The following is a 15,307-nucleotide window of genomic DNA, read 5'->3' on the forward strand; positions in this document are numbered from 1 at the left end:
AGCCCCTTTTTTATGCCTGTAAATCAGCTACCTGCCACCGTCATGCGCTCAATTAGCACCGAGCCGGTACGTATATTACCGCGCAACTCCACGTCACTGCCCACCGCGACAATCTGTTTGAACATGTCGCGCATGTTGCCGGCGATGGTGACTTCCTGCACCGGGAACTGGATTTCGCCGTTTTCTACCCAGTAACCACCCGCGCCACGCGAATAATCACCGGTGACCATGTTCAGACCTTGGCCCATTAACTCAGTGACCAACAGGCCGCGACCCATGCGCTTGAGCAAGGCTTTTTGGTCTTCATCGCCGTGGCTGACGAACAGGTTATGCACGCCGCCGGAGTTAGCCGTGCTGGGCATACCCAGCTTGCGCCCGGAGTATGTGCCGAGTACGTAAGAGAGTAACTCGCCACGCTCAACAAAAGATTTGGCATAGGTTGCCAAACCATCACCATCGAAAGCGGCACTGCCGAGCGCGCGCGGAATATGCGGGCGTTCACCCAGCGTTAGCCACTCGGGGAATAATTGCTGGCCCAAGGTGCCCTCAAGAAATGACGACTTGCGGTACAGGTTGCCGCCCGAAATAGCCGCTAAAAAGCTGCCAAACAAGCCACCGGCTAGCTCTGCGGCAAACAGCACCGGCACTTCGCAGGTTGGCACCGGCCGCGCACCCAAACGGCTCACCGCCCGCTCAGCAGCGCGCTGGCCAATGCTGCCGGCGTCCGCCAGCAACTCGCCTTGGCGATTGACGTCATACCAGTAGTCACGCTGCATCTGCCCATCGGCTTCGGCGATCATCACGCAGCTCAGGCTGTGGCGAGTACTGGCATAGCCACTGATAAAACCATGGCTGTTACCGTAAACCCGGCAACCTTGATGGGTATTAAGGGTGGTGCCATCAGCATTCTTGATCCGCTGGTCTGCCGCAAATGCCGCTGCCTCGCAGCGTAGTGCTTGTTCGATGGCCTGTTCTGGGGTGATCGCCCAGGCGTGATAGAGGTCCAACTGCGGCAACTCACGCGCCATCAGCCCGGCATCCGCTAAACCCGCGCATTCGTCTTCGGAGGTATGTTTGGCAATGGCCAGAGCCGCCGCCACCGTCTCGCGAATAGCCGCGTCCCCGGTGGCCGACGTGCTGGCCGAGCCCTTGCGCTGCCCCACATACAAGGTGATGCCAAACCCTTGATCACGGTTGAATTCAACCGTTTCCACTTCGCGCTGACGCACCGTGGTGGACAAGCCCTGCTCCACTGATACCGCCACCTCACAGGCACTCGCGCCCTGCTTTTTCGCCTCAGCGATGATCTGCTCTACCTGGGCCTGTAATTGCGCTACGGCCTGAGGCCCAACTGTATCTACTGCACTCATAAAAACTCCTGAACGATAAGCGGCAAGCGCGGCCACGCAGGCCAGTCGCTTACAGCTGGAAACTTGCTGCTATCATGTCGGCGTTTTCCACTGGACCGCCACCATGTCTGAATACCTTGACGACTTCTCCGGCGAGAAGAGCAAAACCCAAGTCAAACGCGAGTTGCATGCGCTACAAGATCTGGGGCAACGCCTGACCACCCTTAAACTCGACCTGCTGAACAAGCTGCCGCTGACCGACGAGCTGCGCCGCGCACTTGCCGAAGCACCCAAGCACACTGCGAATGCCGCAAAAAAGCGCCATATGCAGTTTATCGGCCGGCTGATGCGCGATCAGGACATCGAATCCATCCTGACCTTGCTCGACCAACTCGACGCCTCAACGCGCCAATACAACGAACGCTTCCATAACCTTGAGCGTTGGCGTGACCGCTTGATCAACGGTAACGATGACACCCTCGAAGCCTTTGTCGGCCAGTACGCCGACGCCGACCGCCAATACCTGCGTCAGTTGGCACGCCAAGCTCAGCATGAGCTGGCGCAGAACAAAGCGCCTGGTGCTTCACGCAAAATCTTCAAATACATCCGCGAACTGGATGAAGCGCAACGCGGCTTGCGTTGATCTTGCCGCGTTGGGTGGGTTACGCCTTCGGCGTAACCCACCCAACGCGCGCCTTAACCGCCTCTACGTACCCGTACCGCCGACGGTGATGGCATCGATTTTCAACGTTGGCTGGCCGACGCCCACTGGCACTGACTGGCCGTCTTTGCCGCAGGTGCCGACGCCGCTGTCCAGCGCCAAATCGTTGCCGACCATCGACACGTTGCTCATGGCTTCCGGGCCGTTACCGATCAGGGTGGCGCCTTTGACCGGTACGGTGATTTTACCGTCCTCGATCAAATAAGCTTCGCTGGTAGAAAATACGAACTTGCCGCTGGTGATATCCACCTGACCGCCGCCAAGGTTGGCGCAGTAGATGCCTTTTTTCACCGAACGGATGATTTCTTCCGGATCACTTTCGCCCGCCAGCATGTAGGTGTTGGTCATGCGCGGCATGGGCAGGTGTGCATAGGATTCGCGCCGACCGTTGCCGGTGGCGGCCACGCCCATCAAGCGCGCGTTAAGCTTGTCTTGCATATAGCCCTTGAGCACACCGTTTTCGATCAACGTAGTGCATTGGGTCTGGGTGCCTTCATCGTCCATGCTCAGGGAGCCACGACGCTCAAACAAGGTGCCGTCATCAACGATGGTGCACAGGCTGGAGGCGACTTTTTCGCCAATTTTGCCGCTGTAGGCCGAACTGCCTTTACGGTTGAAGTCGCCCTCAAGACCGTGGCCGACCGCCTCGTGCAGCAGCACGCCGGACCAACCCGCACCCATCACCACTGGCATACTGCCTGCTGGCGCCGGAATCGCTTCAAGGTTAACCAGCGCCTGACGCAACGCCTCACGGGCATAGCCCATGGCGCGCTCTTCGTTATTGCTGGTTTGCTCAAGGAAGTAGCGGTAATCGGTGCGCCCGCCGCCGCCATGACCGCCTCGCTCGCGGCGCCCGTTTTGCTCAACGATTACGCTGACATTGAAGCGCACCAACGGACGCACATCCGCACCCAAGCTGCCGTCATTGGCCGCGACCAGAATACGGTCCCAAACGCCCGCCAAGCTGACTGACACTTGTTTAATCCGCGGGTCAAGGGCACGGGTCGCAACGTCGATACGCTTGAGCAACTCGACCTTTTCCGCCCGGCCCAGCACATCCAGCGGGTTGTCTTGGGCATACAGCGGTTTAACCAACGGGCTGCTGAACGCCTGCACGCGCCCGCTCTGGCCAGCACGGGCAATCGAACGGGCTGCACGCGCCGCCTGACTTAAGGCGTCAGCGGTAATCGCATTGCTGTAGGCAAAGCCGGTTTTCTCACCGGACTGGGCGCGCACGCCAACACCCTGATCGAGGTTAAAACTGCCTTCTTTAACAATGCCATCCTCCAGCGCCCAGGTTTCCGACACCTGACTCTGGAAATACAGATCAGCCGCATCGATTCCGGGGCCCGCTAACTCAGCCAAGACACCCGGCAGATGGTCAATGGTCAAGCCGCCCGGGCCTAAAAGATGCTCACTGACTGACGCCAACATATTGTTCATAGCTACTCCAAACCTGGCAGCCGCGGTTCGGCCGCTGCAAAAAATCGTTTATGTCGGGTGATTGGCATGCGCTGGCGTATTGCTGCTTGCTCTGTGCCATCGCGCGCAGCCAGCAACACCCCAGGGCCCTGCGCCAACTCCGCGAGCACATGGCCCCATGGGTCGATGAGCGCTGAGTGGCCAAAGGTTTCACGCGGCCCAGGATGAGTACCGCCTTGGCCTGCGGCCAGCACATAGCACTGGGTTTCAATCGCGCGCGCACGGGTTAGTACCTGCCAATGGGCGGCGCCAGTCATGGCGGTGAAGGCCGCGGGCACGCTGATCAATTCGGCGCCCGCCGCTCGCAAAGCGCTGTAAAGCTCGGGGAAGCGCAGGTCGTAACAGACCGTCAGCCCCAACCGGCCACAGGGGGTATCCGCCACCACCACATGGCCGCCGAATGCGTAATCATCCGACTCGCGGTAGCGGCCATGGTTATCGCTGACGTCCACATCGAACAGGTGCAACTTGTCGTAGCGCGCCACCCGCTGGCCCTTGTCATCGATCAGCAATGAACAGGCATGCGCCTTGGCTTCAGGCTGGCCGTCCGACGGCAGCGGCAACGTCCCCGCCACAATCCACAGACCTAAATCTATGGCCGTTTGGCGCAGCCAGGGCAAAATCGGCCCCTCGCCCAAAGCCTCGGCACGCCCTAGTGCCGCTAAATCACGGCGGCCCATGGCGGCGAAATTTTCTGGTAACACCGCCAGACGCGCCCCCTGAACGGCTGCTTGCTCAAGCAATTGTCTTGCCTGCGCCAAATTGTCCAACACGTCGGCCTGGCTGACCATTTGAATGACTGCGAGGGTCATGACTGTCTTTTCTCAATGCCGGTACTAGGCTTCAGCTTACAAGCCATGCCGGCAGACTGCACGGCTGCAGATGCAACACGCGGGCTTTACTGGGGCTTTTCAAAGGGCTTGTCGAAGCTGATATCCGGATTCTGCCAAGGCCCGGTGACGTCGTATTGCACGCTGGCAAACCGCGCGACGCTGTTGCCCAGCAGTTTATCCGCGATAAACAGTGCTCCACCGATAGCCGGCGCGCCAACAATCAGTGCAGCCAGGGGCAGGTTGTTGGTCACCGGCAAGGTGACCAGCAGCTTGGCGTCGATTCGGTCATGGGCAATGTCCAGCGTGCCATTCAATTCAAGGTTACTCGACGGCCCCTCAAGGGTGATCGGCTCACGGGTGACATACACGCCGTTGTTGGCCTGCAGCACGCCTTTGACCCGGTCATAGCTGAGGCCTTTGCCCAGCAAGTCGGAAAAATCCAGGCGCAAGCGCCGGCCAATCGAATTGAAGTTCAATAGGCCAAAAACTCGCAGCGCCGAGGCGGGCCCTTCGACCTCGGAGAACTGCCCTTTGCGCAAGGAAGCATCCAGCGTGCCGCTCACGCGCTTCATGCTGAACCACGCTGGTGAGCCTGGCCAGTCGCCGTCCACATCCACATGAAAATCTCGGCTGGTAGCCGTTGGCGCATAGCCCCACGCGATCAGCACATCGCCCAAGTCTGCGCCTTCTAAGCGACCTTGATAGGCTGTGCGCGTGCCATTGGCGCCCTGCAACCACGTGGCTCGACCCGCTACTTTCAAGCCTTTGAGGTTGATATCCAGCTCGCTGAATTGCACGCCGGTGCTTACCGGACGCGCCTTGAGCGACCAACTGCCCAGCGGCTCTATACCCTGAAAAACCTCGGCGATACGCACATCCAGCGCTGGGAAACGACTCGGGTCGACCGCCGCCAGCGGGTCTGGCGCGTCCACTGCCGGCTTGCCTTCAGGTTTGGGCACGGCCGCCGGGAAGCGCAGATAGTCGAGGTTTAGAGCAATCGGCGCCCCTGCGGTATCGGGCAAGCCGACTTGGCCCTTCAACTGCGGGCTGTCGAGGCTGACGGCCCAGCTCAAGGCATCGCGCTTAACGCCGACTTCCAGCGACTCAAGGGTTACGCCAAAGCCGGTAAAACGGTTAATGCGCAGCTGTGCATCGCTGAACAGTTGTTGCGCGTCATTCACCGGCAGGTTGCTGTAAGGCTGCAACACCTGCTGCCAGGCCGACCAATCCACTTCTGCTACTCGCCCGCGCACACGCAACCCTTGGCCAGTGGGCAGGCGTGCTGGACCGTCAGCCAAACGAATTTCACCGCGGCCCTGATTAAACTGGCCCGGACTTGCCGCGAAAGACAGGCTGAGTAACTCGGCGTAATTGAGCCAGTAACGCTGCTCACGCCCGCCCACACTCATGCGCCACTGGGTCGCGCGCTCCTCGGCTTGTGCTTTACCGAAAGGTGACGGCAGCGCCACTGTCACTCCTTTCAGGCTGGAGTTGACCCGTAACTGGCTGTCCGCACCGTCCAGCGTCAGGTTCAAGCGATACGGCAGGCTGCCGCTGACGGGCAGCGGCTGAGTAACACCCAGCCAGGCGCTTAACTCATCAACCGCAATCTGTCCGCTGGCCTCGATACGACTGCGCGCGTTGCCCGGCGAGCCTTCGGCCAACGCTTTGCCGCGCACCGCATGACCGAGCACCTGAGCGCGAATATCCGGGGCACTGAGGCCGCTGGCGGTGTTGTAGCGAAATGCGCCCTGCACTTGGCTGAACTGCAGCGGCGGATTAGGCAGACTGAGCTGCGCGCTTTGCGTGGCGAAATCCACCACCACATCCGCTGCCAAGCCTTTGCGCAGCGGCAGGTCAAGCTTGAGTTTGCCCGCCAGCGCACCTTCACCCGTCCAGCCGGCGAACGTTTGCGCGGTGCCGAGCGGCGTTTGCTGCAGGATATGCAGCGCATCGTTGACGTTGCTGCTCAGCTCAGTGGTCAGCAACAGGCGCGGCGGCTGGCCGGGCAAGGCGGTGGGGATTAACACTTGAGCATTATGCACGTGGCTGTCGAGTAAGCGGCCTTCGGCCAGCGCGACCCGCACACCGCTGTCTTCAATCATTACCGTACCACGGCCCTCGCGCAGCGCCGGCCAGCCTGGCTGAAAGGCCAGCTCGGCATCATGTACAGCGAAGAACAGGCTGATGCTGCGCGCGGCATTTTCTGCGCCTTTGTTCAACGAGCCCTGATATTGGAAATAGCCTTCATCGACCGCGCCACCGCGGATGGCACTTTTTAGCCAGGCATCCAGCTCACGGCTCAAGCCCGGTGAGCGACTTGGCAGGTACTTCTCGGTAAAGCGCGCATCGCCATTACGCAGGCCAACGCGCAGGTCCATGTAGTCCTCTTCGCTGGGGTCGGTGCGCAGCCGTATAAGAAAGTCCCCCGCAGCAGGTCCTTCTTCCCCCACCACTTTCAGGTAAGGGCTGCGCAGGGTGAAGGCCTGCTTATCAATCTGCCAGGTCAGCAAGGCATTGGCGGTCTTATAGCGCCAAGGCTCGGCAAACAAATTGGGGAAATGCAGAGAAAAATCTTCGCTATCGACGCGCAACTCACCCTGACCAAGGTCACCGCTGATGCTGCCGCTGACATTCTCCGCCGCGGGCGAGCCGTGCCACGCGGCAAAACCAACGCGCTCAAGATTGGCCGAAAATTGCAGGCGCTTGCTGTCGCTCAGTTGCGGGCGGTAATCAAGTTGAATGTTGCGCAGCGCGCCCTGCGGCTTGAGCTGCTCAAGCAGCGCCAAGGCGTTATCAGGCAACGGTGCCAGCGCCGCCACCAGCGGTTCCAATGGCGCTAGGTCGAGGCGATCAGCATTGAGCAGCCATTGCTCGTGTACCTCGGCACTTTCCGCCTGCTGGGTCAGGGCCACGCGCACGCCACCCCAGCGCTGGTCATCGCGGCTAAATGCCAGATCATCCAACAGCACCGTGAAACCCAGCTCGGTACGGCTGAAATACGCATTCAGGGCCACGTCCTCCAGTGCAACCGATTTACGCGTGGCGTACCCGGCCTTGAACTGGGGCACATGCAGCCGGCTGACGGCGCGCTGCACGCCACCTTTGGCCCAGTTCAGCCAGACCTCACCGCCCAGCTGCAGCCGCTCAAGACGCCACTGTGCCAGTAGGCTAGGCGGCACCCAGGCGGCCCAATCACTTTGCGGCAGGCTCAGGTACAACGCAGCATCACTGTCCTGCCAACGCTGAGCATTGATGCGCGTACGCAATTGCACAGCTAACGGCTGGCCATCTGGCAGCAACAATCGCCCCTGCAAACGCTGGCGAACACTGCCATTAAACAGGGTCAGATTGACGTAGGTCAGGGTGCGCGTGGGTTGGTCAAAAGCCTGCACAGTCACCTGGCTGTTAAACAGCGACAGGCGCTTAATCGCTTGCGACTGAATCAGCACCTGAGCCAAGTCCGGTGTCGGACCACGGCGTGGCGGCAAACCCTTGAGTGACCAACGGCCGTCCTGATCCTGCGCCACCCGCAACTGCACGCCATCCAGCTCAAGCCGGGCAATTCGCACCTGTTGCGCCATCAGGCTGGCCAGCACATCCGGCACCACGCGCACTTGATCAAGCTGCAAGGCCCCTGCGCCCTCGCCGATGCTCACATCATGAGCGGTCAGCACCGGCGAGAAACCCTGCCACAGCCCTTCCAGCGCACCAATCTGCACCGGCATGGCCAACGCTTCACGGGCTTTATTTTCGGCTTCTAAACGGTACTCAGCGACCAGCGGTACCAGCTCGCGACCGAGACTGACATACAGCGCAGCAAGCACCAGAGACGCGGCGCACAGCCAAAATGCCGAACGCAGCAGCAGGGCAAACCCGCGCGCCAACGCTGCCATTCAGTTCACGCCTAAGCGCTTAGCGCGCATATCAGAGCAGCACCACATCGTATTGCTCCTGGGAATACATGGTCTCAACCTGGAATTTGATGGTCCGGCCGATAAAGGCTTCAAGATCGGCGACATTCGCCGACTCTTCATCGAGCAGACGGTCGACCACTTTCTGGTTGGCCAGTACCCGATAACCTTCCGGCTGATAGGCCCGCGCTTCACGCAGAATCTCGCGGAAAATCTCGTAACAGGTGGTCTCCGCTGTTTTCAGTTTGCCGCGCCCTTGGCAGCAGCTACAGGGCTCGCACAGCACTTGCTCAAGGCTTTCACGGGTGCGCTTGCGGGTCATCTGCACCAGGCCTAACTCGGTGATGCCGATGATATTGGTCTTGGCGTGGTCGCGCTCCAGTTGCTTCTCTAGGGTGCGCAGCACTTGGCGTTGATGCTCTTCATCTTCCATGTCGATGAAATCAATAATGATGATGCCGCCGATATTGCGCAGGCGCAGTTGGCGGGCAATCGCCGTGGCGGCTTCCAAGTTGGTTTTGAAGATAGTTTCTTCCAGCGTGCGGTGGCCAACGAACGCACCGGTGTTGACGTCGATGGTGCTCATCGCCTCGGCTGGATCAATGATCAGGTAACCGCCCGACTTAAGCGGCACCTTGCGTTCCAGTGCCTTCTGGATTTCATCTTCGACGCCATACAGATCAAATATCGGCCGCTCGCCGGGGTAGTGCTCCAGACGGTCGGCGACTTCCGGCATCAACTCGTCGACAAACTGGGTAATTTTCTGAAAGGTCTCGCGGGAATCAACGCGGATTTTTTCGATCTTAGGGCTGACCAGATCACGTAGGGTACGCAGCGCCAGGCTGAGGTCCTCGTAGATCACCAACGGCGTCGGACCCACCTTCATTTGCGTGGCAATTTGGCCCCACAGCCGGCGCAAGTAACGAATATCCGCAAGGATTTCATCAGCACCCGCACCATCAGCCGCCGTGCGCAGGATAAAACCACCGGATTCCTCGATCCCTTCTGCGGCCACGCAATCGGTGACCACCTGCTTCAGCCGCTCGCGCTCGGCTTCATCCTCAATCCGCAGCGAGATGCCCACATGCGCGGTGCGCGGCATGTACACTAAATAGCGCGAAGGGATCGACAGTTGCGTGGTAAGGCGAGCCCCTTTGCTGCCAATAGGGTCCTTGGTGACCTGCACCACCAAGCTCTGGCCTTCATGCACCAACGCGCTGATGCTCTCCACAGCCGGGCCGTCGCGGCTGGAGATTTCCGCCGCATGAATAAACGCCGCGCGGTCCAGGCCGATGTCGACAAAAGCGGCTTGCATACCCGGCAGCACCCGCACCACCTTGCCTTTGTAGATATTGCCAACAATGCCGCGCTTTTGTGTGCGCTCGACGTGCACTTCTTGCAGCACGCCGTTTTCCACCACCGCCACGCGCGATTCCATGGGCGTGATGTTGATCAGGATCTCTTCACTCATGTGCTTATCTCTTCTGAGAACCTGTTTACGATCTGCTGCGCATCGGCCCTGCGGCGTTAAAAACAGGCTCGGGTGCGAGCCCAGTCGGAATGCTCATGTACAACAGTACACTCCGCTTCCTCGCCCGCTTTGACCAGCCGAAGGCTGTTACTAACGTAGCGCCTTGCAGGGCTCTAGCTCGGGAAATCGTGAACTGGTTCTGCGGCAAAGCTGAAAGCCCGGGGACTGCGCCGATTAAAGGCGATCATTACCCGCGACCCGTAACCTCTTGACTGTGAACTGGCCGTAGCTGCCAGCACGGAATAGCAAATTCTTTAAGTAATGCGGCAGTCTCACACAACGGCAAGCCAACTACCGCGGAATAACTGCCCTGCAACTGGCTGACAAACACCGCTGCCAAGCCCTGAATACCGTAACACCCAGCCTTGTCTTGGGGTTCGCCGCTGGCCCAATAAGCCTCTATTTCGGCTCGACTCAACGGACGAAACGTGACCTGACTGCTGACCACCCGTGACGCCATTCGTTCGCGGCTAACCAGCGCCACGGCGGTCAACACCTCATGGCAGCGCCCGGACAGAGCCGTAAGCGTCGCCAAGGCCTCGTCACCGTCAGCCGGCTTACCCAGAATGCGCCCATCAAGCACCACCGCCGTATCAGCCCCGAGCACAACCGCGCCTTGAATAGCTGCCAAAGCATCCAGCCCCGCTTGCGCCTTCGCGCAGGCCAGCCGCTCTACATAGGCGACTGGCGACTCACCTGGCAACGAACCTTCATCAATCGGGGCGCTGTGCGTAAGGAAAGGCACGCCAATTTGCGTCAGCAATTCTCGCCGGCGCGGCGACCCAGAAGCGAGATAGAGGGTGGCCATACTGACGTCTCCCTGACGGATAAAGGCAAGGCCGAGCGGCCTTGTTTAGTTGACGCCCAGGCGCTGATGCAACCCACGCAACAGCATGCAGACCCAAGGCCAGAGCAGAGCGCTGACCAGCGCCGGTAAGACAAACGCTAGGGTGGGTGGACGACTGCCGGTCAGCGCGTTGAGCCACAACTGCACCAATTGCGCCAGACCAAACACCACCAGCAGCACAGTGCTCTGCTGCCACATAGGGAACATGCGCAAGCGTTGATGCAGGGTCAGCACGAGGAACGTTATCAAGGTCAGAATCAAAGCGTTTTGCCCGAGCAGGCTGCCATTCAGCACATCCGCTAACAAACCAATGCCCCAGGCGGTGGTCATGCCCACACGATGCGGCAGCGCCAGCACCCAATAGGTCAGAAACAACGCCAGCCACAACGGGCGCCCCAGCTCCATAAACTTCGGCATGCTCGACACACTGAGCAGCAACGCCAAGGCGAAGGTCAGCCAGACCACCCAGATATTGCTTGAACGCGCAGCCATTATTGCCCAGCCTCCGGCGGATTAACGGGAGCCGCTGGCGCACCAGCCGCCGGCTGCACAGGCTGCGCCTGCTGACGGATCTCACGATCCAGGGCTTCTTGAGCTTGCGCCGACTCAGTGGCACGCTGATCCGCCGTACGCTGATCGGTAAACACCAGCAACATATAGCGGCTGCGGTTGAGCTTCGCCGTCGGTACTGCACGGACAATGGCGAATGGCTGGCCAGAATCGTGAATCACTTCAGTGACCATGGCCACCGGATAGCCCGCCGGGAAGCGCTGGCCCATGCCCGAGCTAACCAGTAAGTCACCTTCTTTGATGTCCGCCGTATCCGCCACATGGCGCAACTCCAAACGCTCTGGATTACCGGTGCCCGTGGCGATAGCGCGCAGGCCATTACGGTTAACCTGCACCGGAATGCTGTGAGTGGTATCGGTTATCAATAGAACGCGCGAGGTGTAAGGCATAACTTCAACCACTTGGCCCATCAGACCACGCGCATCGAGCACCGGCTGACCCAAGACCACCCCGTCCTGCTCGCCTTTATCGATCAGGATACGATGGGTAAAGGGGTTTGGATCGACACCGATCAGCTCAGTGGCCAGCACTTTGTCATCGACCAACGCAGCGGAATTAAGCAGCTCGCGCAAGCGCACGTTTTGCTCAGTCAAGGCGGCAAGCTTCTGCAAACGGCGCTGCATGATTAACTGTTCAGCCTTGAGCTGTTCGTTTTCGGCCGTTAACTCGCTGCGCGTACTCAATTCCTGAGTCGCACTCTCCCACACCCTTACCGGTAAACGGCCGGCCCAGTAGACCGGCTCGACCACCACACCCAGTTGCGCCCGCAGCGGCTGCAGCCACGTGAACCGTGCATCGACCACCATCAACGCAGCCGATAGCACGGCGAACACCAACAGGCGCACACCCAGCGAAGGACCTTTGGCAAATAGCGGTTTGATCGGCAATTCCTCACAGCGTCAGGCACAAAACAAAAGCTGCAAGCGGGAAGATACCCGGTTGCAGCTTAGGCTCACTCGCAAAGGGCGAAGGTAACCGCGCAGACACTGGCTGCGCCGCTCATTTCGCCGAACGCCTTACTCTGAGGACAGCAAGTCCATGCTGTGACGGTCCATCATTTCCAGCGCCTTGCCACCGCCGCGTGCTACGCAGGTGAGCGGATCTTCAGCGACGATAACCGGCAAGCCGGTTTCCTGTGACAGCAGTTTGTCCAGATCACGCAGCAATGCGCCGCCACCGGTCAACACCAAGCCACGCTCGGCGATGTCCGAGGCCAGCTCCGGCGGCGACTGCTCAAGAGCGCTTTTAACCGCCTGAACAATGGTCGCCAGCGATTCTTGCAGCGCTTCAAGCACCTCATTGGAATTCAGGGTAAAGCTGCGCGGTACACCTTCAGCCAGATTACGGCCACGCACGTCGACTTCGCGCACTTCACCGCCCGGGTAGGCAGTGCCGATTTCTTGCTTGATCCGCTCGGCGGTGGATTCACCGATCAGCGAACCATAGTTACGGCGCACGTAGGTGATGATGGCTTCGTCGAAACGGTCGCCGCCGACGCGAACGGATTCGGCATATACCACACCGTTCAGCGAAATCAGGGCAATCTCCGTGGTACCGCCGCCGATATCGACCACCATTGAACCGCGCGCTTCTTCAACCGGCAGGCCAGCGCCGATGGCAGCGGCCATAGGTTCTTCAATCAGGAACACTTCACGAGCACCGGCACCCAGGGCCGACTCGCGGATGGCACGACGCTCAACCTGAGTCGACTTGCACGGCACGCAAATCAAGACGCGTGGCGATGGCTGCAGAAAGCTATTTTCGTGAACTTTATTGATGAAGTACTGCAGCATTTTTTCGCAGACGCTGAAGTCGGCGATCACACCATCTTTCATCGGCCTAATGGCTTGGATGTTACCGGGGGTGCGGCCGAGCATACGCTTGGCATCGGTACCGACCGCCACCACGCTCTTCTGGTTATTGGCGCTGGTGCGAATAGCAACAACAGAAGGCTCGTTCAGAACGATGCCGCGCTCGCGGACATAAATCAGGGTATTGGCAGTGCCCAGGTCAATCGAAAGATCGCTGGAAAACATGCCACGCAGTTTTTTGAACATGGGATTAAGGACCCTAGGCAACGCGTGGGTAAAAAGTGCGGCAAACTCTAACAACGGCAGGGATTTTGAGCAAGGCACCAATATGGTAGATTGCGGGCTTTTCCGGGCTTTACGGCCCAACATCGCGGCCTTTGACCGCCACCTTCAATTATTTATCCCTTGCGCACCCGCGCACGGCGACCCACTCACATTTGCACAAGCGGCCGGCAACTGCACGGCCCCTATACAAGGACAAACCTGATGGCGCTTGAACGCTGCGACGTGGAGAAGATCGCTCATTTGGCTCGATTGGGCCTAAATGAAGCTGAAATCCCGGCTACTACCGAAAAGCTCAACTCCATTCTCGGCCTGATTGATCACATGCAGGCCGTCAATACTGATGGCATTGAGCCGCTGGCTCACCCGCTTGAAGCGACTCAGCGCCTGCGTGCTGACCACGTTACCGAACACAATCAGCGCGACGCCTATCAAGCTATCGCCCCGGCCGTGGAAAACGGTCTGTACCTGGTTCCACAAGTCATCGAGTAAGGGAAACGCCTAGCCATGTATCAACTGACTCTGGCCGAGATCACCCGCGGACTCGCCGACAAGCAATTTTCATCCGAAGAGCTGACCCGCAGCCTGTTGGCGCGCATTGCCCAACTCGACCCGCAGCTTAATAGTTTTATTACCGTCACCGACGAACTGGCCCTCACCCAAGCCAAGGCCGCTGATGGCCGCCGCGCAGCGGGCGAAAACGGCGCGCTGCTCGGTGCGCCAATCGGCCACAAAGACCTGTTCTGCACCCAAGACGTACTCACCAGCTGCGCCTCGAAAATCCTCAACGGCTTTAAAGCGCCGTACAACGCCACCGTGGTCGACAAGCTCGCGGCCGCCGGCGCCGTGACCTTGGGCAAGTTGAACATGGACGAATTCGCCATGGGCTCGGCCAACGAGTCCAGCCACTACGGCGCAGTAAAAAACCCTTGGGACCTAACCCGTGTACCCGGCGGTTCCAGCGGCGGCTCTGCGGCGGCCGTTGCGGCGCGGCTGCTACCGGCTGCTACTGGCACCGACACCGGCGGCTCGATCCGTCAGCCGGCGGCGCTGACCAACCTCACCGGCATAAAGCCGACCTACGGGCGCGTTTCGCGCTGGGGCATGATTGCCTATGCCTCAAGCCTTGATCAGGGCGGCCCTTTGGCGCGCACCGCCGAAGACTGCGCGTTGATGCTGCACGCCATGGCCGGTTTTGATGCCAAAGACAGCACCAGCGTTGATCAACCGGTTGATGACTACCTGGCCGCCCTGAGCCAACCGCTGAACGGCCTGCGCATTGGCTTGCCGAAGGAATACTTCGGCGCAGGCCTCGATGCACGCATCGGTGAGAAGGTCATGGCGGTGGTCGATGAGCTGAAAAAGCTCGGCGCCACGGTTAAAGAGATCAGCCTGCCGAATATGCAGCACGCCATCCCGGCCTACTACGTCATCGCCCCGGCGGAAGCCAGCAGCAACCTGTCGCGTTTTGACGGCGTGCGCTTTGGCTACCGCTGCGAAAACCCGGTCAACCTTGAAGACCTCTACAAGCGCTCGCGCGGTGAAGGCTTCGGCGCCGAGGTGAAGCGCCGCATCATGGTCGGCACTTATGCATTGTCCGCCGGTTATTACGACGCCTATTACCTCAAAGCGCAGAAGATCCGCCGCTTAATCAAGAATGATTTCGTCGCCGCGTTTAACGATGTTGACGTGATCCTCGGCCCGACCACGCCGAACCTGGCCTGGAAGCTCGGCGAGAAGAACAGCGACCCAGTCGCCGCCTATCTGGAAGACATCTACACCATCACCGCCAACCTCGCCGGCATCCCTGGCTTGTCGATGCCGGCGGGCTTTGTTGATGGTTTGCCGGTGGGCGCGCAACTGCTCGCCCCGTACTTCAAAGAAGGCCGCTTGCTCAACGTCGCCCACCAGTACCAACAGGTTACTGACTGGCACACCCAAGCACCGACTGGCTTCTGAGGACTATA

12 protein-coding genes are annotated in these 15,307 nt (G+C 59.8%); 3 read left to right on the plus strand and 9 right to left on the minus strand.

Annotated features, from left to right (window positions below):
* Window positions 1-23: 23 nt before the first annotated feature.
* Entirely contained in the window at window positions 24-1,370 is a 1,347-nt protein-coding gene (gene pmbA / locus WF513_RS14160) for a metalloprotease PmbA (protein WP_339080034.1), read from the minus strand.
* Between the two features lie 103 nt (window positions 1,371-1,473).
* Between pmbA and yjgA the strand changes: the two genes are divergently transcribed.
* Window positions 1,474-1,992, plus strand: a complete 519-nt coding sequence (yjgA, locus tag WF513_RS14165) for a ribosome biogenesis factor YjgA (protein WP_339080035.1) — start codon at window positions 1,474-1,476, stop codon at window positions 1,990-1,992.
* A 63-nt stretch (window positions 1,993-2,055) separates the two neighbouring features.
* Here yjgA and tldD read toward each other — a convergent pair whose 3' ends face one another.
* The 8 genes from tldD to mreB form a co-directional block, all read right to left on the minus strand.
* A complete protein-coding gene (gene tldD, locus WF513_RS14170) occupies window positions 2,056-3,513 on the minus strand; it encodes a metalloprotease TldD (protein ID WP_339080036.1) in 1,458 nt (485 codons plus the stop codon).
* Window positions 3,514-3,515: 2 nt separating this feature from the next.
* The gene (locus WF513_RS14175; RefSeq protein ID WP_339080037.1) at window positions 3,516-4,364 is read right to left on the minus strand and encodes a carbon-nitrogen hydrolase family protein; all 849 of its coding nucleotides are present in this window, start codon (window positions 4,362-4,364) and stop codon (window positions 3,516-3,518) included.
* Between the two features lie 86 nt (window positions 4,365-4,450).
* Window positions 4,451-8,281 carry a YhdP family protein gene (locus WF513_RS14180; RefSeq protein ID WP_339080038.1) on the minus strand — a complete coding sequence of 1,277 codons (3,831 nt, stop codon included), beginning with the start codon at window positions 8,279-8,281 and terminating at the stop codon, window positions 4,451-4,453.
* A gap of 31 nt (window positions 8,282-8,312) precedes the next feature.
* Window positions 8,313-9,770 (minus strand): ribonuclease G, encoded by a 1,458-nt coding sequence (gene rng / locus WF513_RS14185; protein ID WP_339080039.1) that lies wholly within the window; start codon window positions 9,768-9,770, stop codon window positions 8,313-8,315.
* Window positions 9,771-10,017: 247 nt separating this feature from the next.
* Window positions 10,018-10,638, minus strand: coding sequence for a Maf family protein (locus tag WF513_RS14190; RefSeq protein WP_339080040.1), 621 nt, complete (start codon window positions 10,636-10,638; stop codon window positions 10,018-10,020).
* A 45-nt stretch (window positions 10,639-10,683) separates the two neighbouring features.
* Window positions 10,684-11,169 carry a rod shape-determining protein MreD gene (gene mreD, locus WF513_RS14195; protein ID WP_339080041.1) on the minus strand — a complete coding sequence of 162 codons (486 nt, stop codon included), beginning with the start codon at window positions 11,167-11,169 and terminating at the stop codon, window positions 10,684-10,686.
* A complete protein-coding gene (gene mreC, locus WF513_RS14200) occupies window positions 11,169-12,092 on the minus strand; it encodes a rod shape-determining protein MreC (RefSeq protein ID WP_339083592.1) in 924 nt (307 codons plus the stop codon). The genes mreD and mreC overlap by 1 nt, the downstream gene beginning before the upstream one ends.
* Before the next feature lie 171 nt (window positions 12,093-12,263).
* On the minus strand, window positions 12,264-13,304 hold the full coding sequence (gene mreB / locus WF513_RS14205) for a rod shape-determining protein MreB (RefSeq protein WP_339080042.1): 1,041 nt from the start codon (window positions 13,302-13,304) through the stop codon (window positions 12,264-12,266).
* A 240-nt stretch (window positions 13,305-13,544) separates the two neighbouring features.
* Between mreB and gatC the strand changes: the two genes are divergently transcribed.
* The gene (gene gatC / locus WF513_RS14210) at window positions 13,545-13,832 is read left to right on the plus strand and encodes an Asp-tRNA(Asn)/Glu-tRNA(Gln) amidotransferase subunit GatC (protein WP_339080043.1); all 288 of its coding nucleotides are present in this window, start codon (window positions 13,545-13,547) and stop codon (window positions 13,830-13,832) included.
* Window positions 13,833-13,847: 15 nt separating this feature from the next.
* Window positions 13,848-15,299, plus strand: a complete 1,452-nt coding sequence (gatA, locus tag WF513_RS14215) for an Asp-tRNA(Asn)/Glu-tRNA(Gln) amidotransferase subunit GatA (protein ID WP_339080044.1) — start codon at window positions 13,848-13,850, stop codon at window positions 15,297-15,299.
* Window positions 15,300-15,307: the final 8 nt, after the last annotated feature.

It is taken from the genome of Pseudomonas sp. TMP9 (assembly GCF_037943105.1).
In the GTDB taxonomy this organism is placed as follows: Bacteria; Pseudomonadota; Gammaproteobacteria; order Pseudomonadales; family Pseudomonadaceae; genus Aquipseudomonas.

Excerpts from the sequence above, each read along its gene's own strand:
- pmbA (WP_339080034.1), bottom strand. The coding sequence starts at position 1,370 with ATGAGTGCAGTAGATACAGTTGGGCCTCAGGCCGTAGCGCAATTACAG.
- yjgA (WP_339080035.1), top strand. The coding sequence starts at position 1,474 with ATGTCTGAATACCTTGACGACTTCTCCGGCGAGAAGAGCAAAACCCAA.
- tldD (WP_339080036.1), bottom strand. The coding sequence starts at position 3,513 with ATGAACAATATGTTGGCGTCAGTCAGTGAGCATCTTTTAGGCCCGGGC.
- WF513_RS14175 (WP_339080037.1), bottom strand. The coding sequence starts at position 4,364 with ATGACCCTCGCAGTCATTCAAATGGTCAGCCAGGCCGACGTGTTGGAC.
- WF513_RS14180 (WP_339080038.1), bottom strand. The coding sequence starts at position 8,281 with ATGGCAGCGTTGGCGCGCGGGTTTGCCCTGCTGCTGCGTTCGGCATTT.
- rng (WP_339080039.1), bottom strand. The coding sequence starts at position 9,770 with ATGAGTGAAGAGATCCTGATCAACATCACGCCCATGGAATCGCGCGTG.
- WF513_RS14190 (WP_339080040.1), bottom strand. The coding sequence starts at position 10,638 with ATGGCCACCCTCTATCTCGCTTCTGGGTCGCCGCGCCGGCGAGAATTG.
- mreD (WP_339080041.1), bottom strand. The coding sequence starts at position 11,169 with ATGGCTGCGCGTTCAAGCAATATCTGGGTGGTCTGGCTGACCTTCGCC.
- mreB (WP_339080042.1), bottom strand. The coding sequence starts at position 13,304 with ATGTTCAAAAAACTGCGTGGCATGTTTTCCAGCGATCTTTCGATTGAC.
- gatC (WP_339080043.1), top strand. The coding sequence starts at position 13,545 with ATGGCGCTTGAACGCTGCGACGTGGAGAAGATCGCTCATTTGGCTCGA.
- gatA (WP_339080044.1), top strand. The coding sequence starts at position 13,848 with ATGTATCAACTGACTCTGGCCGAGATCACCCGCGGACTCGCCGACAAG.